Origin of the sequence: Tsukamurella strandjordii, assembly GCF_039525985.1 — a bacterium.
Lineage (GTDB): Bacteria > Actinomycetota > Actinomycetes > Mycobacteriales > Mycobacteriaceae > Tsukamurella > Tsukamurella strandjordii.
In genome coordinates, this window is sequence record NZ_BAAAII010000006.1 from 631,649 (window position 1) to 655,332 (window position 23,684).

General features: G+C 71.1%; 23 protein-coding genes. 13 read left to right on the forward strand and 10 right to left on the reverse strand.

Going from position 1 to position 23,684, the window contains the following annotated elements:
* Nucleotides 1–8: 8 nt before the first annotated feature.
* Nucleotides 9–983 carry a phosphotriesterase family protein gene (locus ABD108_RS14190; RefSeq protein ID WP_343930603.1) on the forward strand — a complete coding sequence of 325 codons (975 nt, stop codon included), beginning with the start codon at nt 9–11 and terminating at the stop codon, nt 981–983.
* A gap of 6 nt (nt 984–989) precedes the next feature.
* Here ABD108_RS14190 and ABD108_RS14195 read toward each other — a convergent pair whose 3' ends face one another.
* Complete coding sequence (locus tag ABD108_RS14195) at nt 990–1,799, reverse strand: alpha/beta hydrolase (protein WP_343930604.1); 810 nt, start codon at nt 1,797–1,799, stop codon at nt 990–992.
* A 169-nt stretch (nt 1,800–1,968) separates the two neighbouring features.
* Here ABD108_RS14195 and ABD108_RS14200 point away from each other — a divergent pair, with 169 nt between their 5' ends.
* The 4 genes from ABD108_RS14200 to ABD108_RS14215 are packed head-to-tail and all read left to right on the forward strand — an operon-like array spanning nt 1,969 to nt 8,949.
* A complete protein-coding gene (locus ABD108_RS14200; RefSeq protein ID WP_305110788.1) occupies nt 1,969–3,360 on the forward strand; it encodes an MFS transporter in 1,392 nt (463 codons plus the stop codon).
* A 52-nt stretch (nt 3,361–3,412) separates the two neighbouring features.
* Nucleotides 3,413–4,030 carry a TetR/AcrR family transcriptional regulator gene (locus ABD108_RS14205; RefSeq protein WP_255585817.1) on the forward strand — a complete coding sequence of 206 codons (618 nt, stop codon included), beginning with the start codon at nt 3,413–3,415 and terminating at the stop codon, nt 4,028–4,030.
* Between the two features lie 27 nt (nt 4,031–4,057).
* Complete coding sequence (locus ABD108_RS14210) at nt 4,058–5,782, forward strand: AMP-binding protein (RefSeq protein WP_220659093.1); 1,725 nt, start codon at nt 4,058–4,060, stop codon at nt 5,780–5,782.
* Nucleotides 5,779–8,949, forward strand: a complete 3,171-nt coding sequence (locus ABD108_RS14215; RefSeq protein ID WP_343930605.1) for an acetyl-CoA carboxylase family protein — start codon at nt 5,779–5,781, stop codon at nt 8,947–8,949. The genes ABD108_RS14210 and ABD108_RS14215 overlap by 4 nt, the downstream gene beginning before the upstream one ends.
* 24 nt (nt 8,950–8,973) lie before the next feature.
* Here the strand turns inward: ABD108_RS14215 and ABD108_RS14220 are convergent, their stop codons facing one another.
* The 3 genes from ABD108_RS14220 to ABD108_RS14230 all read right to left on the reverse strand — a co-directional run bounded on the left by ABD108_RS14220 (nt 8,974) and on the right by ABD108_RS14230 (nt 11,245).
* Complete coding sequence (locus ABD108_RS14220) at nt 8,974–9,408, reverse strand: DUF6069 family protein (protein WP_343930606.1); 435 nt, start codon at nt 9,406–9,408, stop codon at nt 8,974–8,976.
* A 77-nt stretch (nt 9,409–9,485) separates the two neighbouring features.
* Nucleotides 9,486–10,127, reverse strand: a complete 642-nt coding sequence (locus tag ABD108_RS14225; protein WP_220659090.1) for a response regulator — start codon at nt 10,125–10,127, stop codon at nt 9,486–9,488.
* Nucleotides 10,124–11,245, reverse strand: a complete 1,122-nt coding sequence (locus tag ABD108_RS14230; protein WP_220659089.1) for a sensor histidine kinase — start codon at nt 11,243–11,245, stop codon at nt 10,124–10,126. Before ABD108_RS14230 ends, ABD108_RS14225 begins: the two co-directional genes overlap by 4 nt.
* Before the next feature lie 107 nt (nt 11,246–11,352).
* Between ABD108_RS14230 and ABD108_RS14235 the strand changes: the two genes are divergently transcribed.
* Nucleotides 11,353–11,910, forward strand: a complete 558-nt coding sequence (locus ABD108_RS14235; RefSeq protein ID WP_220659088.1) for a hypothetical protein — start codon at nt 11,353–11,355, stop codon at nt 11,908–11,910.
* 3 nt (nt 11,911–11,913) lie between these two features.
* Here ABD108_RS14235 and ABD108_RS14240 read toward each other — a convergent pair whose 3' ends face one another.
* The 3 genes from ABD108_RS14240 to ppgK form a co-directional block, all read right to left on the reverse strand.
* A complete protein-coding gene (locus ABD108_RS14240; RefSeq protein ID WP_220659087.1) occupies nt 11,914–12,366 on the reverse strand; it encodes a DUF6226 family protein in 453 nt (150 codons plus the stop codon).
* Nucleotides 12,367–12,456: 90 nt separating this feature from the next.
* On the reverse strand, nt 12,457–13,911 hold the full coding sequence (locus tag ABD108_RS14245; protein WP_305110782.1) for an RNA polymerase sigma factor: 1,455 nt from the start codon (nt 13,909–13,911) through the stop codon (nt 12,457–12,459).
* Nucleotides 13,912–14,141: 230 nt separating this feature from the next.
* Nucleotides 14,142–14,885, reverse strand: coding sequence for a polyphosphate--glucose phosphotransferase (gene ppgK, locus ABD108_RS14250; RefSeq protein WP_220659085.1), 744 nt, complete (start codon nt 14,883–14,885; stop codon nt 14,142–14,144).
* An 89-nt stretch (nt 14,886–14,974) separates the two neighbouring features.
* Between ppgK and ABD108_RS14255 the strand changes: the two genes are divergently transcribed.
* A complete protein-coding gene (locus ABD108_RS14255; RefSeq protein ID WP_343930607.1) occupies nt 14,975–15,838 on the forward strand; it encodes an inositol monophosphatase family protein in 864 nt (287 codons plus the stop codon).
* Between the two features lie 24 nt (nt 15,839–15,862).
* On the opposite strand, the gene cei is transcribed toward ABD108_RS14255, so the two are convergent.
* Nucleotides 15,863–16,570: an envelope integrity protein Cei gene (cei, locus tag ABD108_RS14260; protein WP_343930608.1), complete on the reverse strand. Its 708-nt coding sequence runs from the start codon at nt 16,568–16,570 to the stop codon at nt 15,863–15,865.
* Nucleotides 16,571–16,801: 231 nt separating this feature from the next.
* Here cei and ABD108_RS14265 point away from each other — a divergent pair, with 231 nt between their 5' ends.
* The gene (locus ABD108_RS14265) at nt 16,802–17,101 is read left to right on the forward strand and encodes a DUF4193 domain-containing protein (RefSeq protein ID WP_013126518.1); all 300 of its coding nucleotides are present in this window, start codon (nt 16,802–16,804) and stop codon (nt 17,099–17,101) included.
* A gap of 51 nt (nt 17,102–17,152) precedes the next feature.
* On the opposite strand, the gene ABD108_RS14270 is transcribed toward ABD108_RS14265, so the two are convergent.
* The gene (locus ABD108_RS14270; RefSeq protein WP_220659082.1) at nt 17,153–17,626 is read right to left on the reverse strand and encodes a DUF3093 domain-containing protein; all 474 of its coding nucleotides are present in this window, start codon (nt 17,624–17,626) and stop codon (nt 17,153–17,155) included.
* 42 nt (nt 17,627–17,668) lie between these two features.
* On the opposite strand from ABD108_RS14270, the gene dut reads away from it, so the two are divergent.
* Together dut and ABD108_RS14280 are read left to right on the forward strand one after the other, a co-directional pair.
* Nucleotides 17,669–18,124 (forward strand): dUTP diphosphatase, encoded by a 456-nt coding sequence (gene dut / locus ABD108_RS14275; RefSeq protein ID WP_220659081.1) that lies wholly within the window; start codon nt 17,669–17,671, stop codon nt 18,122–18,124.
* Between the two features lie 58 nt (nt 18,125–18,182).
* Complete coding sequence (locus ABD108_RS14280) at nt 18,183–19,004, forward strand: DUF3710 domain-containing protein (RefSeq protein ID WP_220659080.1); 822 nt, start codon at nt 18,183–18,185, stop codon at nt 19,002–19,004.
* Here the strand turns inward: ABD108_RS14280 and ABD108_RS14285 are convergent.
* Nucleotides 18,988–19,695, reverse strand: a complete 708-nt coding sequence (locus tag ABD108_RS14285) for an alpha/beta fold hydrolase (protein ID WP_220659079.1) — start codon at nt 19,693–19,695, stop codon at nt 18,988–18,990. The two genes, ABD108_RS14280 and ABD108_RS14285, sit on opposite strands and share 17 nt — an antisense overlap.
* Before the next feature lie 28 nt (nt 19,696–19,723).
* Between ABD108_RS14285 and ABD108_RS14290 the strand changes: the two genes are divergently transcribed.
* The 3 genes from ABD108_RS14290 to dxs all read left to right on the forward strand — a co-directional run bounded on the left by ABD108_RS14290 (nt 19,724) and on the right by dxs (nt 23,684).
* Nucleotides 19,724–20,440, forward strand: coding sequence for a DUF3159 domain-containing protein (locus ABD108_RS14290; protein WP_220659078.1), 717 nt, complete (start codon nt 19,724–19,726; stop codon nt 20,438–20,440).
* Entirely contained in the window at nt 20,424–21,605 is a 1,182-nt protein-coding gene (locus ABD108_RS14295) for a class I SAM-dependent RNA methyltransferase (protein ID WP_343930609.1), read from the forward strand. Before ABD108_RS14290 ends, ABD108_RS14295 begins: the two co-directional genes overlap by 17 nt.
* A gap of 63 nt (nt 21,606–21,668) precedes the next feature.
* The gene (gene dxs / locus ABD108_RS14300; RefSeq protein WP_343930611.1) at nt 21,669–23,684 is read left to right on the forward strand and encodes a 1-deoxy-D-xylulose-5-phosphate synthase; all 2,016 of its coding nucleotides are present in this window, start codon (nt 21,669–21,671) and stop codon (nt 23,682–23,684) included.

The following is a 23,684-nucleotide window of genomic DNA, read 5'->3' on the forward strand; positions in this document are numbered from 1 at the left end:
AGCAGCACATGGTTCACACTGTCACCGGCGAGGTCGCGGCCGCGGACCTGGGCGTCACTCTGATGCACGAGCACGTCTTCGTGCTCACCCCGGACATCCAGCAGAACTATCCCGACGACTTCGGCGACGAGAACGCGCGGATCGACGATGCGGTCGCCCAGCTCCAGAAGGCGTACGACGCGGGGGTGCGCACCATCGTCGATCCCACGGTGGTGGGCCTCGGCCGCTACATCCCCCGGATCCGGGCCATCGCGGAACGCACCCCGGTGCGGATCGTCGCGGCGACCGGCGTGTACACCTACCGCGACGTGCCGAGGTACTTCCTGTACCGAGGTCCGGCCCTCACCGCGATGACCGGCGTCGAATTCCCGGATCCGATGGTGGACATGTTCGTCCGCGACATCACCGAGGGCGTAGGCGGCACCGGGGTGAAGGCGGGCATGCTCAAATGCGCGATCGATCACCACGGCCTCACCGACGGCGTCGAGCGCGTGATGCGGGCCGTCGCCGCGGCGCACCGCACGACCGGTGTGCCGATCACGGTGCACACGCATCCCGGGTCGGAGACCGGACTGCTGGTCAAGCGGGTGATGTGCGACGAGGAGGGCGTGGATCCGGCGCGGATCGTGCTGGGCCACAGCGGTGATTCGACCGATGTCGACCACCTCGCGGCACTCGCCGACGCCGGCTTCACCCTCGGCTTCGACCGCTTCGGCATCAATCTGGAGACCACCTTCGAGGCGCGCAACGACACCCTGATCGAGATGGTGCGCCGCGGCTACGCCGAGAAGATCGTGCTCTCGCAGGATGCCTCCTGCTACATCGACTGGATCGATCCGAACGTCAAAGCCGCTCTCACGCAGTGGCACTACACGCACATCTTCGACGATGTCTTCCCGTACGTCCTCGAGCGCGGCGTCACCCGGGAGCAGATCGACACCATGCTGGTGGACGTCCCGCGGCGCGTGCTGGCGGGGGAGTAGCCGGCTTCAGATCCGCTCGCGGAGGAAGGCGATCGCGTCGTCGATCGTGCGGTCCTTGTCGAGTTCGTTGAAGATCTCGTGGCGCGCACCGGGGTAGGTGCGCTCCGCGTGGTCGGTGGGACGGATCTCCGCCCAGCCCGCGGCCGAGTCCTCGTACCGCACGATCGGATCGTCGGTCCCATGCAGCCACAGCGCGGGCACGGGGAGGGGACCACCAGCAGAGATCGCGCGCAGAGCGCGGTCCATCGCCGCCACCGTGGGCTTCTTGAACGGACCGTGCCACACCAGCGGGTCCGCGGAGTACGCGCGGCCCACCTCCGGGTCGCGGGAGAGGGCTTCGGGATCGAGCGGGACATCGGGGATCTCGTCGAGCGCCAGCATCGACGAGACGAGAGCGGCCGGGCCGATCAGCGGACCCGACAGGACCACCGCGCGCAGGCCGCTGCCGAACCGCTGGGCGTACCGCGCCGCGATCAGGCCGCCCATGGAGTGCCCGATCAGCGTGACTGGGAGCGACGGATGTTCGTGGCGCGCCAGTTCTTCCGCCAGGTGCACGTCGTCGACCACGGCGTCGAAATCCTCGATGAGAACACGCTCGCCCGCGGAGCGACCGTGCCCGATGTGGTCGACGGCGTAGAGCACGGCACCGTCGGCCGTGAGCCGCGAGGCGAGGTGGTCGTAGCGGCGGGAGTGCTCGCCGTAGCCGTGCGTGAGCAGCACCACGTACCGCGGATCGCCGGGCGGTGACCAGCGGTGGCCGACGATCGGGCCGCCGTGCCCGGGCAGTGTGAAGTCGGCATCGGGTTCGGTCGTCATGCGGCGAGGGTAACGGCGCGTGCGCCGTCGCGGGGGCGATTTGGTCGTTTGCAAACCTTCTGACCTGCGTAAGCGTTTGCTTAGCAAATTCGCGGAATCGGTTGACACGAACGTCAACGTCAATCATTCTGTGTGTCGGGGGTCACATTCTCTTACATCCGGGAGTCTCATGTCAGACACGTCATCGACCGCGCTCGACGAGCGCGACCGTCGCCGATCGCATCGCAAGCTGCTGACCGCGGGCCTGGTGGGCAGTTCCATCGAGTGGTACGACTTCTTCGTCTACGGCACCGCCGCGGCGCTCGTCTTCCCGAAGGTCTTCTTCCCGAACGCCTCGCCCCTCGTCGCGACGCTCGCGGCGTTCAGTACGTTCTCGATCGGCTTCATCGCGCGCCCGCTCGGCGGCATCCTCGCCGGCCACTACGGGGACAAGCTGGGCCGCAAGCCCATGGTGCTGCTGTGCCTGATCGCGATGGGCGTGGCCACGTTCCTGATCGGCTGCCTGCCCTCGGCGAACGTGGCGGGCATGGCCACCGTGGCCCCGGTCCTGCTGATCACGCTCCGCTTCGTGCAGGGCCTCGCCTGCGGCGGTCAGTGGGGCGGAATCGTCCTGCTGCTCACCGAATCCGCGGGCCCCAAACGCCGTGGCTTCGCCGGGACCTTCGGGCAGATGGGCGTGCCGCTCGGTCTGGTGCTGGGCAACCTGATGATGATCGTGGTCAGCTACGCGATGCCCAACGACGCCTTCCTCAGCTGGGGCTGGCGAATCCCGTTCTGGGCCAGCGCCGCCCTCATCCCTGTGGTCCTGTACATCCACCTCAAGGTGGAGGACTCGCCCGAGTTCCGGCAGCTCAAGGCCGAGGTCGAGGCCAAGCGGGGCGATCAGGCCCAGGTGGCCGCCGCTCCGCTGTCCGAGGCCGTGCGCAAGCACTGGCGCAAGATCCTGCTGGGCGCGGGCCTGCTCGCCGGCACCAACTCCGCGTTCTACGTCTCCATCGCCGGATTTCTCAGCTACGGAACGCAGAAGCCGGCCGAAGGCGGCCTCGGCATGGACCGCAACACCGTACTCACCTCGATCCTGGTTACGTCCATCGTGATGCCCCTGGTGATCATGTGGGCCGGTGCCAACTCCGATCGGGTGGGGCGCCGGCCGCTGATCCTGCTGGGAGGTGGCGTGCTGATCCTCTGGGCCTTCCCGTTCTTCCTACTGGCCAATACCGCGTCCGGCACCATGCTGGTGATCGCCATGCTGATCTCCAGCGCCGGGCAGGCCCTCACGTACGGACCGCTCGCCGCGTTCATGGCCGAGCTCTTCGAGCCCCGGGTCCGGTACTCCGGCGCCTCGCTGGCGTACCAACTCGCCGCCGTCGCGGTCTCCGGTGTGGCGCCGCTCCTGATGACCTGGATCATCGCGGAGACGGGCTCCACCTGGGGAGTCTCGCTCTACCTCGCCGCGATGGGCCTGGTCACCCTCCTGAGCGCCTGGTTCCTCCCGGAGACCAATCCGGCCGCCGTGCGCGAAGACCCCACCGCGGTCCCCGGCGTACCGGCCACGGTATGACCGACCGCCGGCGTCCTTGAAGCCGAGCCCGGAGCCGAGCAGACTCGTGAGCGTGACGATCAGCGAATCGCAGGAGCGGGCCCGGGCCTCGCGCAAGGACGCCGGCGGAACCCGCCGCGCGGAACTGCTGCAGGCGGCGGCGGAGTGCTTCGACGATCTGGGCTACTCCGCCACCACCGTCGAACTCATCGCCGCACGCGCCCAGACCTCCCGGCCCACCTTCTACGCCTACTTCCGGTCCAAGGACGAGATCCTGCTCGCGGTCCTGGACCGGGTGGGCGCCGAACTGGAGGCCACCCAGTTCCTGGACGGCATGGACACCATGGAACCCCGCGAGGTGATCGCGGCCACGATGCGCGCCTACGCCGATGCCGTCTTCGCCAACGGCGGGCTCGTGGCACTCTTCGATGCGATGGCAGCGGTCCGCGAGGATGTCGCGGAGCTCTGGGACCGCCTCATGCGGCGGACGCACCGGCGGTACACCAATTACCTGGCCTCGCTGGACCCGGCCGCGGTCGATCTCTGCATCGAACCCGCGGCCCTGGTGCAGATCCTCAACGACACCATCCACCACGGCGCCAAACGCGTGGCCCGCGGCAACGCGGCCGAGCGCGAGCGCTTCATCGCGGACCAGATCCGCATCACCGAACGACTGGTCGGCTTCACGTAGGTCGACCCGACCGAACAGGAGTCCGCCATGACGGGTACCGCCGTCGACCTCGCCACCGCACTCGACGCCGCCGCGGAGGAGGTCCGCGCGCTGCGCGAGCGGAACTGGCCGCCGCAGGTGCCGCGCACCGTCGAGTATCCGGCCGGTACGCCCGCGGTGGTCGAACACCTCCGGCACTGGGCGCGGCATCGCCCCGACACCGTCGCCATCTCCTTCTACGGGCGCGACGTGACCTATGCCGAGTACGACGAACTCTCCGACCGCTTCGCCGGATTCCTTCTCGCGCAGGGTGTCCGACCCGCAGATGGTGTGGGCGTGTACCTCGGGAACTGTCCGCAGTTCGCGATCGCCATGCTCGGCATCCTCAAGATCGGGGCCGTGCACGTCCCCGTCAACCCGCTGCTCAAGGGGCACGAACTGCGCCACGAGCTCGAGGACGCCGGAGTCGCAGTGGTGCTGGCCCAGACCGACCTGCTCGACCTCGTCGAATCCGTCCGCGCGGATACGGGAGTGCGCACCGTGCTCGCCACCGCGCTGGGCGACATGATCGCCGATCCGGGGGAGCTGCCCGTGCCCTTCCCGACGGCGCCGGACTCCCGTAGCGATTGGCACCGCGTGCTCACCGCAGATCGGGCGCCCGAGCGTCCCTCCGACCCCGACGCGCTCGCCGCCCTCAACTACACCGGCGGCACCACCGGCCTCCCCAAGGGCTGTGAACACACCCAGCGGCACATGGCCTACACCGCGGCCACCGCCACCCTCGGCGGTGGCGCGAAGGTGGGCTCGGCGGAGTCGGTCGGGCTCAACTTCCTGCCCGTGTTCTGGATCGCTGGAGAGGATTTCGGCATTCTCAAGCCGCTCGTCAACGGCCAGACGGTGGTCCTCATGACCCGATGGGACCCGGCCTGTGCCGCGATGCTCATCGCACGACATGCGATCACCGACACCGTGGCCACCGTGGACAACTACGTCGAGCTGATGGACCTGCCCGGCATCGACGGGGCGGACCTGGCGAGCATCCGTCATCCGCTCGCGGTCTCCTTCGTGCTCAAGCTGACTCCCGAGGTCCGCCGCCGCTGGCGCGATCTCACCGGCGGTACGCTCCGCGAGGCCTCGTACGGGATGACCGAGACGCACACCGCCGACACCTTCACCCTCGGCTTCCAGGACGGCGACCGGGACCTCACCGCCGACCCGGTGTTCTGCGGGCTCCCGGTGCCCGGCACCGACATCCTCATCGTGGACGGCGCGGGCGCTCCGGTCCCGGTGGGCGAGACCGGCGAGATCGTGGTGCGGAGCGAGTCGATCCTGCTCGGATACCACCGGCGGCCCGATGCGACCGCCGAGACCATCCGCCACGGCTGGCTGCACACCGGCGACGTGGGCAAGCTGGACGAATGGGGCGCGGTGCACTACCTCGCCCGTACCAAGGAGATGATCAAGGTGAACGGCATGTCGGTGTTCCCCTCCGAGGTGGAGGCGCTGCTGAAGCGGCACCCCGCCGTATCGGCGGTCTCGGTGGTGCCGCGACCCGATCCGCGGCGCGGGCAGATCCCGCTCGCCTTCGTGGTGGCGGGCGGGCCGGTGGACACCGTCGAACTCGCCGACTGGTCGCGCGAGAACATGGCGGCGTACAAGGTGCCGGACTTCGTTCTCGTCGACGCCCTTCCGATGACCGCCACCGGGAAGGTGCGCAAGGGCGAACTGTTCGAACGCGCCGCGCGCTTCGCGGCCGAAGGGGAGTCGAAGTGAAACTGCTCATCGCCAACCGCGGCGAGATCGCGCTGCGCATCATCCGTACCGCGCGCGAACTGGGGATACCGACCGTCGCCGTGTACGCCGCGGACGACGCCGACACCCCGCACGTCGCGGCGGCCGACACCGCCGTCGCGCTCGCCGGCAACGGCCCCTCGGCCTACCTGGACCAGGCGGCGGTCCTCGCCGCCGCAGCGGAATCCGGCGCCGACACCGTGCACCCCGGCTACGGGTTCCTCGCCGAGAACGCCGACTTCGCCGCCGCCTGCGCCGCCGCCGGACTGGTCTTCGTCGGCCCGGAACCGGCGGTCTTGCGGACCTTCGGCGACAAGGCCGCCGCACGCGAGGCCGCCGTCGACGCCGGAGTCCCGGTGCCCGGAGCCACCACGGGAGGCGCCGACCTGGAGACGGTCCGGGCCTTCGCCGCCGCCCACCCCGGTGGCGTGATGATCAAGGCACTGGCCGGCGGTGGCGGACGGGGCATGCGCGCGGTTCCCGCGGGCGGCGACCTCGCCGCCGCCTATCGCGCCTGCGTGTCCGAGGCCGAACTCGGCTTCGGCGACGGTCGGGTGTTCGCCGAGGAACTCCGCACGGGCGCCCGGCACATCGAGGTTCAGGTGGTGGGGGACGGCACCGCAGCCATCGCCGTGGGCGACCGCGACTGCAGTGTGCAGCGCCGCAACCAGAAACTCATCGAGTTGGCTCCGGCACCCGCTCTCACGCAGGACCGGCGCGCCGAGATCCACGCGGCGGCGGCCCGCCTGTGCGCCGCCGTCGGATACCGCGGACTGGCCACCGTCGAATTCCTGGTGGACGACCACGGCGCGCTGTTCCTGGAGGTGAACCCGCGGATCCAGGTGGAGCACACCGTGACCGAGGAGGTGACCGGCATCGATCTGGTGGCCGTCCAGCTCCAGCTCGCCGAGGGCGCGCCGCTCGATGCGCTCGGGCTGCCCGACGGCGTGCGGTGCAGCGACGGTGCGCTGACCGGGACGCCCGCCGCCGCCACGGGCGCCGCCGTCCAGGTCCGGGTGAACCTGGAGACCCCGCTCGCCGACGGCACCGTGCTCCCCACCGCGGGCGTCCTCGACGGATACACCCCGCCGACCGGCCCGGGCGTCCGGGTCGACGGCTACGGCCGCCCCGGGCTCGCGATCTCGGCGCGGTACGACTCCCTGCTCGCGAAGGTCATCGTCCGCGCCGCCACCACCGCCCGCGCCCTCGCGAAGGCCGAAGCGGCGCTGGGGGAGTTCGTGATCGACGGCCCCGGCACCAACATCGCTCTGCTGCGCGCCGTCCTCACCGACCCCGAGTTCCGATCGGGTCCGGTGGACACCGGCTACCTCGGGCGCCGCCTCGGCGACCTCGTGCCCGAGGCCCCGTCGCCCGCGCCCACGCCGGCCGGAAACGATGCGCTCGGCGGCGACGTGCTGACCGCCACGCTGACCGGCACCGTCGTGGCCGTGCCCGAACCCGGTCGGACGGCGGAGCCCGGTACGCCACTGGTCGTGCTGGAGGCAATGAAGATGGAGCACGAGCAGGCCCTCGACGGACCGGTCGTCGTCGACGAGGTGCTGGTGCGCCCCGGCCAGACGGTGGCCGCGGGTACGCCGTTGCTCACCTACACCGCCGCCGGCGTGGACACCGGCGGCGGATCCGGCAGCGCGGCCGAAGATCTCGATCGCACCCGCACCGATCTGGACGAGGTCGCGGAACGGCACACCGTCACGCGGGACGCCGGCCGCCCCGGCGCAGTGGCCAAGCGGCACCGGATCGGCCGGCGGACGGCCCGGGAGAACATCGCCGACCTCGTGGACGAGGGCTCCTTCACCGAGTACGGCGCACTGGTCCTGCCCGCGCAGCGCGCCCGCAGGTCCGAGGAGGACCTGATCGCCACCGGTCCGGCGGACGGATTGGTCGGCGGGCTGGCCACCGTCGGCGGGCGGGAGACGATGGTCATCTCCTACGACTACACCGTGATGGCGGGGACGCAGGGCTGGCGTAACCACGCGAAGACCGATCGCCTGCTCGAGATCGCGCGGCGCCGAAGGGTGCCCGTGATCCTGTTCGCCGAGGGCGGCGGAGGGCGCCCCGGCGACACCGACTTCGACATCGTCGCCGGACTCGACGTCCCCACCTTCCGCTCCATGGGCGCGCTCCGCGGCGAGGTGCCGTTGATCGGCATCGTCTCCGGCCGGTGCTTCGCGGGCAATGCGGCGCTCGCGGGGATCTGCGATGTGCTGATCGCGACGCCGGACGCCAACATCGGCATGGGCGGGCCGGCGATGATCTCGGGCGGCGGGCTCGGTGACTTCCCGCCCGAGGCCATCGGTCCGATCGACGTGCAGCGGCGCACCGGGGTGGTCCACGTGGCCGCTGACGACGAACAACACGCCGTCGCGGTGGCCCGGCGGTGCCTCGGCTACTTCTCCGGGCCCGCCGACGACTGGACCGCCCCCGACCCGCGCCGCGCTCGGCACGCCGTGCCCGAGAACCGGCTTCGCGCCTACGACGTGCGCGAGGCGATCGCGGCGGTCGTGGACGAGGGCTCGATCACCGAGCTGCGCCGCGACTACGGGGTCGGTGTGGTCACGGCGCTGGTGCGGGTGGAGGGGAACCCCTTCGCGCTCATCGCCAACAGCACCCGGCATCTCGGCGGCGCGATCGACGCCGAGGCCGCCGACAAACTGGCCGACTTCCTGGAGTTGGCGCAGGCGCATGGCCTACCAGTGGTATCGCTGTGCGATACACCCGGTTTCATGGTGGGGCCCGAGGCGGAGGAGCAGGCCACGGTCCGGCGGTTCTCCCGGTTGTTCGTGGTGGGCGCGCGGCTCACCGTGCCCGTCGGGGCCGTCGTGCTGCGCAAGGGCTACGGCCTCGGCGCGATGGCGATGACCGGTGGGTCCTTCCACGCGCCCCAGTTCACGGTGGCGTGGCCCACCGGCGAGATCGGCGGGATGGGACTCGAGGGCGCAGTGCGGCTGGGATTCAGTAAGGAGCTCGCCGCCGCGCCCGACGAGGCCGCGCGCGCCGAGCTGTTCGATCAGCTGCTGTCCCTGGCGTACCAGCGCGGGCGGGCCCTGCACGCCGCCACCACCTTCGAACTCGACGACGTGATCGACCCCGCCGACACCCGGGCATGGATCCGCACCCTCGCCCGCTGAGCGAGGGCGCGGATCCGCGCACCGTCAACGGATGCGGCGGTACAGGCCCTCCAGTGCGGCAACCAGGACCACCGCGATCACCACGTGCATCAGCGAGAGGGTGACTGTGGACGGACCGTCGAAATCGGCGGACAGCGTCCCGGCGATGGTGCCGAGCGCCGCGGCGGCGCCGATCACCTCGGCCACCCGCAGGACTGGTGCCCACAGCAGGGACAACAGAACGGCGGCGGTCATGCCGACGGCGAGGGGCGCCACCGTCATCAGGATCACGCCGCCCGGTGCGACCGAGGCGCGCACGCCCTCGGGGTCGGTCATGGTGAAGTCGCCACCGGCGGCGAGACCGACGAGCCACAGCACCAGATTGGCGAGGAGGGATGCCGCGACCGCGCCGACGACGACCGTCGTGCGGGTGAGTCGAAGAGTGGGCGCGGCGGACGTGGTGGGGGAGTGAACGGTCATGAGGGGCTCCTCGGAGTCGAATTTCTGGAACGACTCCATTGCACAACCGTAACCATTGTTGAGGTCAAGGGGTGCGCTCAGAGCGCGTCGAGGCCCGCCTGCGAGGCGATCACGGCCGCCTGCACCCGCGACTGCACACCGAGCTTCATGAGCACCCGCGAGACATGGGTCTTCACCGTCGCCTCGCCGATCTCCAGGCGCCGCGCGATCTGATGATTCGACAGTCCCGCGCCGAGGCCGGCGAGCACATCGCGCTCGCGATCGGTGAGCACCGACAGGTCGGTCTGCGCCGGGGCGGACGCCGACGGCAGCGACGTGATCACGGTGCGCGTGACCTTCGGGTCCAGGACCGCGTCGCCCTCGGCCACCGCCTGCACCCCGCGGATCAATTCGTCGCCGCCCGCGGACTTGAGCAGGAATCCGCTCGCGCCCGCGGCGAGTGCACCCAGCACGTAATCGTCGAGGTCGAAGGTCGTGAGAACGAGGACCGCCGAATCCGTTTCCGCCACCACCTGCGCGGTCGCGGCGATCCCGTCGACCCGCGGCATCCGCACGTCCATGATCACCACGTCCGGGCGCAGCGCCTTCGCCTGCCGCAGGGCGGCGGCACCGTCGGCCGCCTCACCGATCACCTGGACCTCTCCGGAGGATTCGAGCAACAGCCGCAGGCCGGCCCGGATGGCGGCGTGATCGTCGGCCAGGACCACGGTGACCGTCACGGCGCCGACACCCGCATCGGAATCCGCGCCCGCACCACCCAATCCCGTCCTTGCGGACCGGCCGAGGCCACACCGCCGATCGACTCGGCGCGGAAGGCCATGTTCTGCAGGCCGTTCCCGGCACCGGTGGCCACACCGGCGGGCAGGGGATTACTGGCGGTCACGATGAGTTCGGCTCCGTCGATGGTCAGGGTGATGTCGAGCGGGGCGCCCGGCGCGTGCTTGGTGGCATTGGCGATGACCTCGCCCAGAATGCGGGTCGTGGTGGCCTCCACCGCGATCGGCAATTCCGCATCGCCCGGCCCGCGCAGCGTCACCGTGCCGCCGGCGGCCTCGGCGATGTCGATCAGCGGATCGAGCGAGGCGAGGGTGGTGCGCACCGCCGCATCGTCGGGCGAGGTGAGCAGGTTGATCGTGGACCGCATCTCCTCGAGCGCGGCCAGGCTCCCCGCCCGGATCGTCTGCAGCACAGCGGCATCACCGGGGGAGCGCTGCGCCGCATCGGCCAGGATCGCGACCGCCGACAGGTGACCGGCCACCGTGTCGTGCAGCTCGCGAGCCAGCCTCCGGCGTTCCTCGGCGAGCGCCGCGGCGCGCCGGGATTCGCTCTCGGCGCGTTCGAGATGGGCGAGCCTGCGATAAGCGCGGACGGCCCGGGCGTAGCCGATCGGCGACCACGTGACGGCCAGCATCACCAGGGTGGCGTACACCCCGCCCTTGACGCCCCCGTGCACCGTGGCGACGACGGCCGCCACCACCGTGAGCAGCAGCGACACCCAGGCCACCACATCGGCCAGCCGCCGGCTGCCCAGCGCGGTGGCCAGGTAGATGACATCGGAGAAGGCGATCCACAGCGCGACCGACGGTCCGAAGGGCAGGTCCCACGCGATCAGCGCGAGCATCAGACCGAAGCCGAGTGCGGGGCGATCGCGGGCCAGCACCTGGATGGCGAACGCGGCGCAGAGCAGCCCGAACTTCACCTGCCACGGGTACATGTCCTCGTTGGCCGAGTTCAGCGACCAGCCGCCCGCGATCCACAGCAGGACCCCGACCACCAGCACACCGAGGGCCGAGACGCCGGCGAACTCCGACGTCCGCGGGATCCTGTCGGCGGCCATGCCTTCATTGCAGCACATGTGCCGCTCCGCGGGGTCCCCCGAACGACGGATGCACGAATCCTCCATAGGTGGACGACATCGGCGCCCCGATGCGTCACCCTGGAATCATGAGCGAGTTGAACAATCCCGTCCTCTGGACGATCGCCGCGTGCGAGATCGGCTTCTGGGTGCTCGTACTCGGCGGCCTCGCGCTGCGCTACATCGCCCGGGCGAAGAAGGCCGGCGGCATCGTGCTCGCGCTGGTCCCGGTGCTCGACGTGGTCCTCATCATCGCCGTCGCCATCGACCTCTACCGCGGGGGCGAGGTGGGCCTGGGGCACCGGCTCGCCGGAATCTACCTGGGCTGCACCATCATGTTCGGGCACCGGATGATCGCCTGGGCCGATGCGAAGTTCGCGCACCGCTTCGCCGGCGGCCCCGAACCGTACAAGGTGCCCAAGTACGGACCCGAGCGCACCCGCAAGGAGTGGTCCGACTTCTACCGCTGGCTCGGAGCCGTGGCCATCGCCGCCGCCGTCACCGGACTGCTCAGCGTGACCGTGGCCGACGACACCCAGCGCGAGCAACTCTTCAGCGTCTTCGGCGGGCTCGGCGTGGTCACCGTGATCTGGCTGCTCACCGGGCCGCTCTGGGTGTCCGGCCGCAGCGAACCCGCCAACCGCTGAGCGCTACCGTCGCGGCCAGTGCGCGGCGACGCGAAGAATCTCGAACTCGAGCATCTCCGCGCCGTACTCCCAGGTCTCATCGCAGGCATCGCACGAACAGCGCGGGTAGTGCACCTCGTGGTCGGGGCCGAACCGGGCACCGGCCGAGGGGTAATCAGTGAGCAGCACCACGACCCGGTCGCCCACCACCGGGCCGATCGCCACGTGCCGGACCGTCGCGTTGCGGTAGTCACTCCCGGGGCCGAGATCGGTGACGGTCACATCGTAGGTCCGCACCAGGTGGTCGATCAGCGCGTTCGCGATCGTGTGCAACGGGGCGAAGCGGCCGAGGTTGCTCTCGCGCGAGTAGCTCTCGGGCGGCGGCCCGTCGTCGAAGTTCCACCGGTCGCCGTAGGGGATCGGCACACCGGCATCGTCGACGAACGACGGCGCGGTGATCTGCGGGCGGATGTACACCGGGGCGACCGTACGCGCGGTACGCCGCACCCGCCAACGAAAAACGCTCCCCTCCGCGCGGCGGAGGGGAGCGTTCGTTCTTCCGAAGAGCTAGTCCAGGTAGTCCCGGAGCACCTGCGAGCGCGACGGATGCCGCAGCTTGCTCATCGTCTTCGACTCGATCTGGCGGATGCGCTCGCGCGTGACGCCGTAGACCTGGCCGATCTCGTCGAGCGTGCGCGGCTGACCGTCGGTGAGGCCGAACCGCAGGCGGACCACGCCCGCCTCACGCTCGGACAGGGTGTCCAGCACCGACTGCAGCTGATCCTGCAGCAGGGTGAACGACACCGCGTCCACGGCCACCACGGCCTCGGAGTCCTCGATGAAGTCGCCGAGCTGGCTGTCGCCCTCGTCGCCGATGGTCTGGTCCAGCGAGATCGGCTCACGCGCGTACTGCTGGATCTCCAGCACCTTCTCCGGCGTGATGTCCATCTCCTTGGCCAGCTCCTCCGGCGTGGGCTCGCGGCCCAGGTCCTGGAGCAGCTCGCGCTGGATGCGGCCGAGCTTGTTGATGACCTCCACCATGTGCACCGGGATGCGGATGGTGCGGGCCTGATCGGCCATGGCGCGGGTGATCGCCTGACGGATCCACCAGGTGGCGTACGTGGAGAACTTGTAGCCCTTGGTGTAGTCGAACTTCTCGACCGCGCGGATCAGGCCGAGGTTGCCCTCCTGGATCAGGTCCAGGAAGGCCATGCCGCGGCCGGTGTAGCGCTTGGCCAGCGAGACCACGAGGCGGAGGTTGGCCTCCAGCAGGTGGTTCTTGGCGCGGTTGCCGTCGCGGGCGATCCAGTTCATATCGCGCCGGATGCCGATGGCGGGCTTCTCGCCGCGCTCCACCCAGCGGTTGATCATCTGCTCGGCGAACAGGCCGGCCTCGATCCGCTTGGCGAGCTCGACCTCCTCCTCCGCGTTGAGCAGCGCGACCTTGCCGATCTGCTTGAGGTAGGCGCGCACCGAGTCGGCCGAGGCGGTGAGCTCGGCGTCCTTGCGGGCCTGCCGCAGGGCCTCGGACTCCTCCTCGTCCCACACGAAGTCGCCGGAGGCCTTGTCCTGCTCGGACGGCTCCTCGTCCTCCGCGTCCGCCGGGGCGGGCTTGGTGACGGCGCTCTTCGCCTTGGAATCGGCCGACTCGTCCGGGGTGTCGTCCGCGTCGATCGCGACGTCCTCGTCGGAGAGCTCGGTGGGATCGGGATCGCCGTCGAGCTCGACCTCTTCTTCGTCGATCGCGCCGTCCTCGGGATTGGCCGCCGAAGCGTCCTTCTTGCCCGCGGCCTTCTTCGCCGTGCGCTTCGCCGGTGCCTTCTTGGCCGGTGCCTTCTTGGCCGCGGCCTTGGCGGGAGCCTTCTTGGCGGCGGCCTTCTTGGCCGGTGCCTTCTTCGCTGCCGCCTTCTTCGCGGGTGCCTTCTTGGCGGTGGTCTTCTTGGCGGGGGTCGCCGCCGAGGTGGCCGAACCGTCCGCGCCGTCTTCCGACTGCGCGCTGGAGCTGGTCTGCGTCGCTGCCACTTACGCCCTTTCCTGCTGTCCGTTCGTCCACCGGTGAACGCTCATCGGGCGCAGCGAAACCGCCGTTCCCGACGGTGCGGGCGAGGTGGCGGCTGAGGCGTCCGGGGAGCGACGAGGTCCGGCTTGTGGTCCGGCGTGTCGATGCCGGGAGCTCCATTGTAACGATTCAGTGGAGACGCCCGCGATCACCTGCGCCTCACGGCCCGAAATCACCGCAAACCGGGCACGCGCTACGACGGTTGCGCCGCCATCGCCGCACCGACGATGCCCGCGGTGTTCAGCAGCGCGGCGGGCACCACCGGCGATGCCACATCGAGCATCGGGATCCACTTCTCGGCCTTCCGGCTGATCCCGCCACCGACCACGATCAGATCGGGCCACAGCAACTTCTCGTACTCCCGGAAGACCCGCGAGACCTGCTCGGCCCACTTCTCGTACGACCAGCCCTTGGCGTCCTTCACGGAGCTCGCAGCGCGGTGCTCGGCCTCCTTGCCGTCCACCTCCAGGTGCCCGAACTCCGTGTTCGGCACCAGCGTCCCCTTGTGCAGCAGCGCCGAACCGATCCCGGTGCCCAGGGTGAGGAGCAGCACCACGCCCTCCACATCGCGCCCTGCGCCGTAGCGATCCTCGGCCAGACCGGCCGCGTCGGCGTCGTTAAGCACCGTCACATCGAGGCCCAGCTTCGCCGTGAACAGCGCATCGGCATCGGTCCCGATCCAGCCCGCATCGATGTTCGCGGCGGACCGCACCACGCCGCCCGTGACCACCGCGGGCACCGTGACGCCGACGGGGCCCTTCCACTCGAAGTTGTCGATCACCTGCTGCACGGCCTCCGCGCACGCCTCCGGAGTCGAGGGTTGCGGGGTGAGCACCTTGAAGCGCTCACCGACCAGTTCGCCGGTGTCGAGGTCGACGACGCCGCCCTTGATCCCGCTGCCGCCGATGTCGACGCCGAACCCGTGATTGACAGTCATGCTCTGCTCCCGCTGTGCCGGCCCGCGCCGGGTCGAATACCAGTCCGGGGTCGCCCCCGCGCTGTCAAACTACCGTGGATTGTGGTTCGGTGGAGGACGTGGAACACGACCGGCAGCAGTTGTCCGAGATCGCCGTCACCGTTGCCCGCGAGGCCGCCCAGCGGGTCGCCGCGCGCCGCGCGGAAGTATTCGGGGCCAACGCTTTCGATGCCAGTCCCGAGGACGCGGTCACCACCAAATCGACCCCCACCGACCCGGTCACCGTGGTGGACACCGAGACAGAGCGGTTCGTGCGGGAGCGGCTGGCGCAGCTGCGCCCCGACGATGCGGTGCTCGGCGAGGAGTTCGGCGGCGCGGCGGGAGAGCCCGGCGCCGTGCGGTGGATCGTGGACCCGATCGACGGCACCGTCAACTTCCTGTACGGGATACCGGCCTACGCCGTCTCGCTCGGTGCGCAGGTCGACGGAGTGTCCGTGGCAGGGGCCGTCGCCGACGTGGTGCACGGCACCGTCTACGCGGCGTCGCTCGGCGGGGGAGCCCGGGAGATCCTCGCCGGCGGGACGCAGCGCGTCCTGCGCGCGAACCCGATCACCGATCCCGCACTCGCGCTCGTCGCCACCGGCTTCGGCTACGCCCGTGAGCGGCGCGAGCGGCAGGGACAGGTGCTCGCCCGGCTGCTCCCGCAGGTCCGCGACGTGCGACGGATCGGATCGGCGGCACTGGATCTGTGCATGGTGGCCGCGGGCCGCGCCGACGCCCACTACGAACACGGACTGAGCCCCTGGGACTGGGCCGCGGGCTCCCTGATCGCCGCCGAGGCCGGTGCCACCGTGATCGTCCCCGCACCCGACTCGCGCAGCGAGGAGGGCGCTCTCACCGTGGCGGTGGCTCCCGGGATCGCCGACGAGTTCATCGAGATCCTGCGCGCCGCGGGCGGTCTCGACGCCCTCTGACGGGCCCGCTCAGTTGCAGGCGTTTCAGTTGCAGGCGTTGCGGTGCACCGCCGCCACCAGCGCCGGATTCGCGCCGCCGTCGGTGGCTCCCGCCGGTGCCGCGCGCAGGATGCGCAGCACCTCCTGCGCGTCGGTGCTGGGCTCCAGGTCGGTGAAGAACGTGCCGAGCGACAGGTCGACGGTGGCATCGCGCCGGCCGTCGTTGATCAGCTCGGCGCACGGCGCGATCACCCACGCCGCCGCGGCGGCGGCCCGTCCGGAATCGCCGAAGCGCAGCTGCGCCTGGCACTCCATCTGCGAGTACATCGTGTCGTTGCCGTAGGCGCCGGTGGGCGGCGCGCCGAAGCCGTAATCGGCCAGCTTGTTGAGCGTGGTCTCGGCCCGGCCCGACTGCCCCGAAGCGTTGAGCACCCGCACCACGCTCGCGGCCAGCGGTGCCGGCCGCACCGTGATCATGTCGTCCGGCGAGACCACGTCGAAGCGGGCCGGTGCGGCGGGCGCGGGGGACGAAGGACGGGGCTTCCCGGACGCGGCGGCCGACAGCGGCGTCGGCGCGGGGCACGACACCGGCGCGGCCGCGGTCTCCCCGGACGACATGGCGCGCGCCCAGGTCGCGATGGCCACCACGGCCAGGACCGCGATCACGATGAGGAGCGGCAGCGCGCTCCGACGCCGGAACGGCTCGCCCTTGCGGTCGAATCGGCGGCCGGCGCCGGTGAGCTGGGAAACCACGGCCCCGACTGTACGTGAGCGGGCCCGCCGGAGCCGGGAGGCGAGGCCGGGAATCAATCCACGGGGCGGCGCGTTACAGGGCGCGAGTGGTGAATATGGCGTTGCGGACGCAAAATACGTGACACGTGAATTTCGTTGCGCTATAGTCTGGGCCGCTCGGTGCGGGACAACGGGCCCGTCCACCCGGTAACCCCGAGGTGGCGGGCCGAGCAAGGATGGGGATTACAAGGTATGGCAACTGATTACGATGCGCCACGTCGCTCCGAGGCTGATGAGATCTCGGAGGATTCGCTCGAAGAACTGAAGGCGCGCCGCAACGAGGCACAGTCGGGCACCGTGGATGTGGACGAGGGCGAGACCGCCGAATCGTTCGAACTCCCCGGCGCAGACCTCTCGGGCGAGGAGCTCAGTGTTCGCGTCGTGCCGAAGCAGGCCGACGAGTTCACGTGTACGAGCTGTTTCCTCGTGTACCACCGCAGCCGCCTGGCCGATCCGAACGGCAGCGAGCTGATCTGCATCGACTGCGCCTGATCGCGCAGTCACCCGCGGCGACCCGCTCCAGAGGGCTCGGGGACGAGCCCCTCAGTCGAGCGTGGTCGCGGCGGGAATGCACGCGAGCAGCTGGTCCGGATGCCGCGTGGACACCAGCCAGTACGGTGTCGGATCGTCCGGATCGTCCAGCACCACGGCCACCAGCGTCTTGATCCAGCCCCGGTGATAGACGAACGCCGCAGGGTCGAGCTGCCGGCCCAACGCCTTGCTCTTCGCCTCCGGCGGCACCGCCGCCGCACGGGAGACCAGCTCCAGCGGTAGATGCGCATTGCCCGCCCACAGCTCACCGTCGCGCACCCCGACCGAGGCGCGGCCCATCGACCACAGCAGCGCGCCCGCGATGAGGAAGACCACCGGGAACAGTGCGTAGGCCCACGTGGCCCCCCGCGCCGCCAGGTCGATCTCGTAACAGATCAACGCCGAGATTCCGGCTCCGATCAGCCACCAGTACCACGGCACACTCAGCCGTTCGAAGTACCGGGTGCTCGTGTCTGGGGTGTTCACCGTTGGATCCTGCGCCACACCCGCCAGCGTAGTCTGCAAGCCATGGTGAGCCAGATACCCCTACTTCGGCTGGACGAGGGCCTACCCCTTCCCAAGCGCGCGCACCCCGGTGACGCGGGCGTCGACCTGTACTCCACGGTGTCCGTGCGGATCGAACCCGGCACCCGGGCGATGATCCCCACGGGCATCGCGCTCGCCCTGCCGTACGGCACCGTCGGACTGATCCACCCCCGATCCGGACTCGCCGCGAAACACGGCCTCACCGTGGTCAACACCCCGGGCACCGTGGACGCCGGATACCGCGGCGAGATCAAGGTGTGCCTGCTCAACACCGACCGCGAAACCGCGGTCGAGATCGCCCGCGGCGACCGCATCGCCCAGCTCCTGGTCCAGCAGGTCGAGCTCCCGGACTTCGTCGAGGTCTCCTTCCTCGACGAGACCGTCCGCGGTACCGGCGGCTACGGCTCCTCGGGCGGGCACTCCAGCCTCGACCGCTAGCTTCCCGCCTTCTACGCTGAAGGCATCGTCGTCCCTCGAAACCAAGGAGCACCGCCCCATGGCCCTCGGCCGCCGCAAGTCCGGCAAGCAGCGCAGCGACGCCAACGTCGACCCGTACGCCTCCATCGGGCAGCCGGAGCACCACGCGATCCCCGAGCCGGTGACCGACGAGACCCAGGTCCTCGGCTCCGGTGAGGGTCCCTACGATCTCGCGCAGCTCGAGAGCATCGAGGGTCTCGAGGACGGCCGCCTCGACCTGGGTTCGCTGGTGCTGGCCATGCCGCCCGAGGCGCAGCTGCAGGTGGAGATGAGCCCCGAGGGACAGCCCGTGGGCGTGCACCTCGACACCCCGGTCGGCCGCATCACCCCCGGCGTCTTCGCCGCCCCGAAGAAGGGCGGACAGTGGCGCGAGGTGGTCACCGAGCTGGGGGACTCGCTGCGCGAGAACGGCGCCCAGGTCACCATCGAGGACGGCCACTGGGGCCGTGAGGTGGTCGGAGTCCAGCCCGACGGCGTGCTCCGCTTCATCGGCATCGACGGTCCGCGGTGGATGATCCGATTCGTCGTGGCCGCGCCCGCGGAGGCCGCCGAACAGGCGGCGCAGCTCGCCCGCGCGATGCTGGCCGAGACCGTGGTGCGGCGCGGTACCGAGCCCCGTCCGGCGCGCGATCACCTCGAGATCGAGCTGCCCTCCGAGCTCGTCGCTCAGCTGCAGCAGGCGATGGCGCAGCAGGCCCAGCAGCAGCAGGACGCCGCGGCGTCGATCGCCGAGCAGGTGGCCCAGCGGGCCGCCGCCAACGGCCCCGCCGCGCTGCGTCAGGGCAACCAGGACCGCCTCACCCGCGGGTCGGCGCTCTCACGCCTCAAGCACCAGGACTGATACCGGTCAGCCGGCGGACACCGGCCCGGCCCAGCACGGCCGGGTCGGGTCCGAGTTCGGCCAGCTCCACCACCTCGACCGCGGCACCGTCGATGGCGGCGCCCCACGCCCGCGCCACCGCGACCGGATGGATCAGGTCGCCCTCGGCGCCCACCACCACGGTCGGCGCGCGCAGACCGCGCAGTTCCGCCTCCGTCGGCGCCCGGTAGCCGGCCGCTTCCCGGAGCGCGGGCGCCAGGAAATCTCCGTGCGCCGCCCACGACCGGGTGAGCTCGCGCGCCAGCCAGGCCGGGCTGCCGGACTGCATCCGCGCGATCGCCTCCGCGGCTCCGCGCTCGTCGACCGTCTCCGCGGTGACCCGCGCCGACACCGCGGCGGGGGTGTCGGCCCCGGCCGGGCCGGACCACGGTGGCAGCGTCAACACCAGCGTCACATCCGCGTCGGGACGGTCCAGGGCCCAGCGCGCGGCCGCCGCCGACCCGAGCGACACCCCGCACACCACGACCGGACCGTCGGCGGCAGCGGCGTCGAGCGCGGCCCGGTACCCGTCCACCACCGACGGTGGCTCCGCATCGACGGCGACCGTGCGCGCGCACAGCGCGGCGACCGGCGCGAACGCCCGCAGCACGAAATCGGCGTCGGACCCCGAGCCCGGCAACAACACGGCGGTGGCACGCGCGAAAGACGGCATGCGATGAGCATGCCAGTACGCTGGCCGGGTGACGGATGGTGCTGGACGGGACGGCGGAGAACCCGCGATCGAGGCGAACGCGACCCCCGATGGAGCGGCCGCCGCGCCCGAGGCCGCCGAGCCCTCGATTCGGGACCAGGTGCTCGATCAGATGGGCGGCTGGCAGGGCCTGGTGTACTCGGCGCTGCCCGTGGCCGCCTTCGTCCCCGCGAACGCCGTGTGGGGCCTCAAGGGCGGCGTGATCGCCGCGCTCGCCGTGGCCGCGGTCGTGATGGTGATCCGGCTCGCCACCCGCACCTCGATCCAGCCCGCGATCTCCGGTTTCTTCGGGGTGGCGGTGTGCGTGGCGATCGCCCTGCTGGTGGGCGGCAGCGGCAGGGGCTACTACCTGTACGGGATCGTGATGCAGGCCGTCTTCGCGGTGGTCTTCGCCGTCTCGATCGTGGTCCGCTGGCCCCTCGTGGGCGTGCTGTGGCACCTGTTCGACGAGCGTTCCAAGCAGGCGGTCGACGGCGGCCACGACTGGCGCGCCGATCGTCGCCAGTACCGCGGCTTCGTGTGGCTCACGGTGCTGTGGATCGCGATGTTCACCGTGCGCTTCGTGGTGCAGCTCGTCCTGTATCTCAACGACGACGTGAACTGGCTCGGCGTCGCCCGCATCGCCATGGGGTGGCCGATGTTCGCCCTCGGGCTGCTCGTGACCTTCGTCGTGGCGCGGAAACTCACCCATGCTGACTCCGAATGACGTCGTCGAGCTGAGCCCGCAGTCGCCCGGCCACGGCGGCATCGCGGTCGCCCGGCACGACGGGCAGGCGGTCTTCGTGCGCGGCGCGCTCCCCGGGGAGACCGTTCGCGCCCGGATCACCGAGGTGAAGAAGTCCTACGCCCGAGCGAGCACCGTCGAGGTCCTCACGGCGTCGGCGCACCGCGTGCCCGAGAGCTGTCCGGCGGCCGCCGCGGGTGCCGGCTGCTGCGACCTCACCATCGCCACACCGGAGTACCAGCGCACCTGGAAGACCGAGGTCCTCGCCGACCTCCTGGTCCGGTTCGGCCGGTTCGCCCCCGGTGAGCTCGCGCCCACCGTCGGCGAGATCACTCCCGGCCTCACCACCGGCTGGCGCCACCGCGCCCGGCTGCACGCCGCCGCCGACGGCACCCTCGGCTGGCGCGGCGCACGCAGCCACGACCTCGTCGACGCCTCCGGCTGCGCCCAGCTCCCCACCGGCCTCACCGAGGGGCTGCGCGCCACGCCCGACGACGAGGTGGCCGTCGTGCTCGACGACGACGGTGCGCGGCACGCGGTGGCGGGCGGCACCGTGCTCGACGGCACCGGCATGGCCGACTACCGGATCGGCGGGACGGCGTGGCGCCTGCCCGCCGGCTCCTTCTGGCAGGCGCACCGCGACGCCGCCGCCCACTACAGCGCGCTGGTCGACCGCTGGACCGCCGACCTGCTCGCCGACGGCACCGTCGACGCGGGCGCGCGTGCATGGGACCTGTACGGCGGCGCCGGTGTCTTCGCGGCCGTGCTCGCCGAGCGAGGACTCACGGTGGACGTGGTCGAGACCGCCCGCGAGGCGATCGCCGCCGGCCGCGACGCGCTCGACGGTTCCCGGGTCCGCTTCCATCGCGGCGACGTCGCGCGGACCGTCGGCCGGCTGCGGGCACCCGGGCTCGTGGTGCTCGATCCGCCGCGCTCGGGTGCGGGCAAGGCCGTGATCGCGGCCATCGCCACCGCCGCCCCGCGGGCCGTGATCCACGTGGGCTGCGACCCGGCCGCCTTCGCCCGTGACCTGGCGCTCTTCCGGGACGCCGGGTACGCGGTGCGCGAGGCCGTCGCCGTCGATGCCTTTCCCGGCACCCACCATCTGGAGTGCCTCGCGGTGCTCACCACCGGCAGTGCGCCGTAAACTGGCCGGAGCGTTCGTTTGCGGTGTAAACACGAGGGATATCGGAAGGAGCGGCACGGCGGTATGAATCTGCTCAGCACCATCGAGTCCCCGCAGGACCTGCGTCGGTTGGACCAGGCGCAGCTGTCCCAGTTGGCGTCGGAGATCCGTGCCTTCCTCGTTGAGAAGGTCGCCGCCACGGGCGGCCACCTCGGCCCCAACCTCGGCGTGGTCGAGCTCACGCTCGCGATCCATCGCGTCTTCTCCTCGCCGGTGGACCCGGTGATCTTCGACACGGGCCACCAGGCCTACGTGCACAAGATCGTGACCGGCCGCCGCGACGAATTCGACACGCTGCGCCAGGCCGGCGGACTGTCCGGCTACCCGTGCCGCAGCGAGTCCGAGCACGACTGGGTCGAGTCCTCGCACGCCTCGGCGTCGCTGAGCTACGCCGACGGTCTGGCGAAGGCCTTCGAGCTCAAGGGCGAGCAGCGCACCGTGGTCGCGGTGGTCGGCGACGGCGCCCTCACCGGCGGCATGTGCTGGGAGGCGCTCAACAACATCGCCGCATCCGACCGGCCCGTGGTGGTGGTGGTCAACGACAACGGCCGCTCGTACGCGCCCACCATCGGTGGTCTCGCGACCCACCTGTCGGGCCTGCGCACCCAGCCCGAGTACGAGAAGCTGCTGGGCGAAGCGCGCCAGCGGCTGCGCAGCACGCCCGTGGTCGGCGAGCCGCTGTACTCCGTGCTGCACGGCATGAAGGCCGGCATCAAGGACATGCTCAGCCCGCAGGCACTGTTCGCGGACCTCGGCCTGAAGTACCTCGGCCCGATCGACGGGCACGACGAGGCGGCCGTCGAGGAGGCGCTGCGCCGCGCCCGCGACTTCGGCGGTCCCGTGGTGGTGCACGTGATCACCCGCAAGGGCAACGGTTATGAGCACGCCGAGAACGACGAGGCCGATCAGATGCACGGCATCGGCGTGATCGACCCCGTCACCGGTCTGCCCGTGGGCGGTGGCGGCGGCGCTGACTGGACCTCGGTCTTCTCCGAGGAACTCATCAGCCAGGGGGAGCGCCGTCCCGACGTGGTCGCGATCACCGGCGCGATGGCCGAGCCGACGGGCGTGGCCGATTTCGGCCGCAAGTTCCCCGAGCGGATGTACGACGTTGGCATCGCCGAGCAGCACGCGCTCACCTCGGCCGCCGGTCTCGCACTCGGCGGCATCCACCCCGTGGTCGCGCTGTACTCGACCTTCCTCAATCGCGCCTTCGACCAGTTGCTGATGGACGTCGCGCTGCTCAAGCAGGGCGTCACGGTGGTCCTCGACCGCTCCGGGGTCACCGGCCCCGATGGCGCCAGCCACCACGGCATGTGGGACCTGTCGCTCGCGGCCATCGTTCCCGGCCTGCGCGCGGCGGTCCCGCGCGATGCCACCCGGCTCCGGGAGGAGTTCGCCGAGGCGCTCGACGTCGACGACGCACCCACGCTGATCCGGTACGGCAAGGGCGCGGTGCCCGCCGATCTCGACGCCGTGCGCCGCCTGGACGACGGGGTCGACGTGTTGGTCGGCGACGGCGCCGCCGACGTGCTGATCGTGGCCGTGGGCGCCTTCGCGCACACCGCGGTCGACGTGGCCGCCCGCCTGCGCGATCAGGGCATCGCGGCCACCGTCGTCGATCCCCGCTGGGTGCTGCCCGTCCCGGGTTCGATCGTGGACCTGGCCCGCGCCCACCAGCTGGTGGTGACCCTGGAGGACAGCGGCGTGGCCGGCGGTATCGGTGCCGCGGTGACCGCCGCGCTGCAGCGTGCCGAGGTCGATGTGCCCACCCGGGTGCTGGGCATCGAACAGCGCTTCCTCGACCACGGCTCGCGCGGTGAGCTCCTCAAGGAGCTGGGGCTGACCCCGTCGGAGATCGCGTTCCGCATCACCGGGTGGGTCACGGCGTGCACGCCCACGGCGGTCCCGCAGGCCAGCGCGTCGAAGAACACCGCGTCGAAGAACTCGGCTTCCGCGACTGCGGCGGACAGCGCGGCGTCGGAGAATGCGGCGTCGTCGAACGCCGAGGTGCCGGTGGCCGGGCGGGCCCGCGGCTAG

Coding starts and splice junctions, on each gene's coding strand:
- ABD108_RS14190 (WP_343930603.1), top strand. CDS start 9: ATGGTTCACACTGTCACCGGCGAGGTCGCGGCCGCGGACCTGGGCGTC.
- ABD108_RS14195 (WP_343930604.1), bottom strand. CDS start 1,799: ATGACGACCGAACCCGATGCCGACTTCACACTGCCCGGGCACGGCGGC.
- ABD108_RS14200 (WP_305110788.1), top strand. CDS start 1,969: ATGTCAGACACGTCATCGACCGCGCTCGACGAGCGCGACCGTCGCCGA.
- ABD108_RS14210 (WP_220659093.1), top strand. CDS start 4,058: ATGACGGGTACCGCCGTCGACCTCGCCACCGCACTCGACGCCGCCGCG.
- ABD108_RS14220 (WP_343930606.1), bottom strand. CDS start 9,408: ATGACCGTTCACTCCCCCACCACGTCCGCCGCGCCCACTCTTCGACTC.
- ABD108_RS14230 (WP_220659089.1), bottom strand. CDS start 11,245: ATGGCCGCCGACAGGATCCCGCGGACGTCGGAGTTCGCCGGCGTCTCG.
- ABD108_RS14235 (WP_220659088.1), top strand. CDS start 11,353: ATGAGCGAGTTGAACAATCCCGTCCTCTGGACGATCGCCGCGTGCGAG.
- ppgK (WP_220659085.1), bottom strand. CDS start 14,885: ATGACTGTCAATCACGGGTTCGGCGTCGACATCGGCGGCAGCGGGATC.
- ABD108_RS14265 (WP_013126518.1), top strand. CDS start 16,802: ATGGCAACTGATTACGATGCGCCACGTCGCTCCGAGGCTGATGAGATC.
- dut (WP_220659081.1), top strand. CDS start 17,669: ATGGTGAGCCAGATACCCCTACTTCGGCTGGACGAGGGCCTACCCCTT.
- ABD108_RS14280 (WP_220659080.1), top strand. CDS start 18,183: ATGGCCCTCGGCCGCCGCAAGTCCGGCAAGCAGCGCAGCGACGCCAAC.
- ABD108_RS14285 (WP_220659079.1), bottom strand. CDS start 19,695: ATGCCGTCTTTCGCGCGTGCCACCGCCGTGTTGTTGCCGGGCTCGGGG.
- ABD108_RS14295 (WP_343930609.1), top strand. CDS start 20,424: ATGCTGACTCCGAATGACGTCGTCGAGCTGAGCCCGCAGTCGCCCGGC.
- dxs (WP_343930611.1), top strand. CDS start 21,669: ATGAATCTGCTCAGCACCATCGAGTCCCCGCAGGACCTGCGTCGGTTG.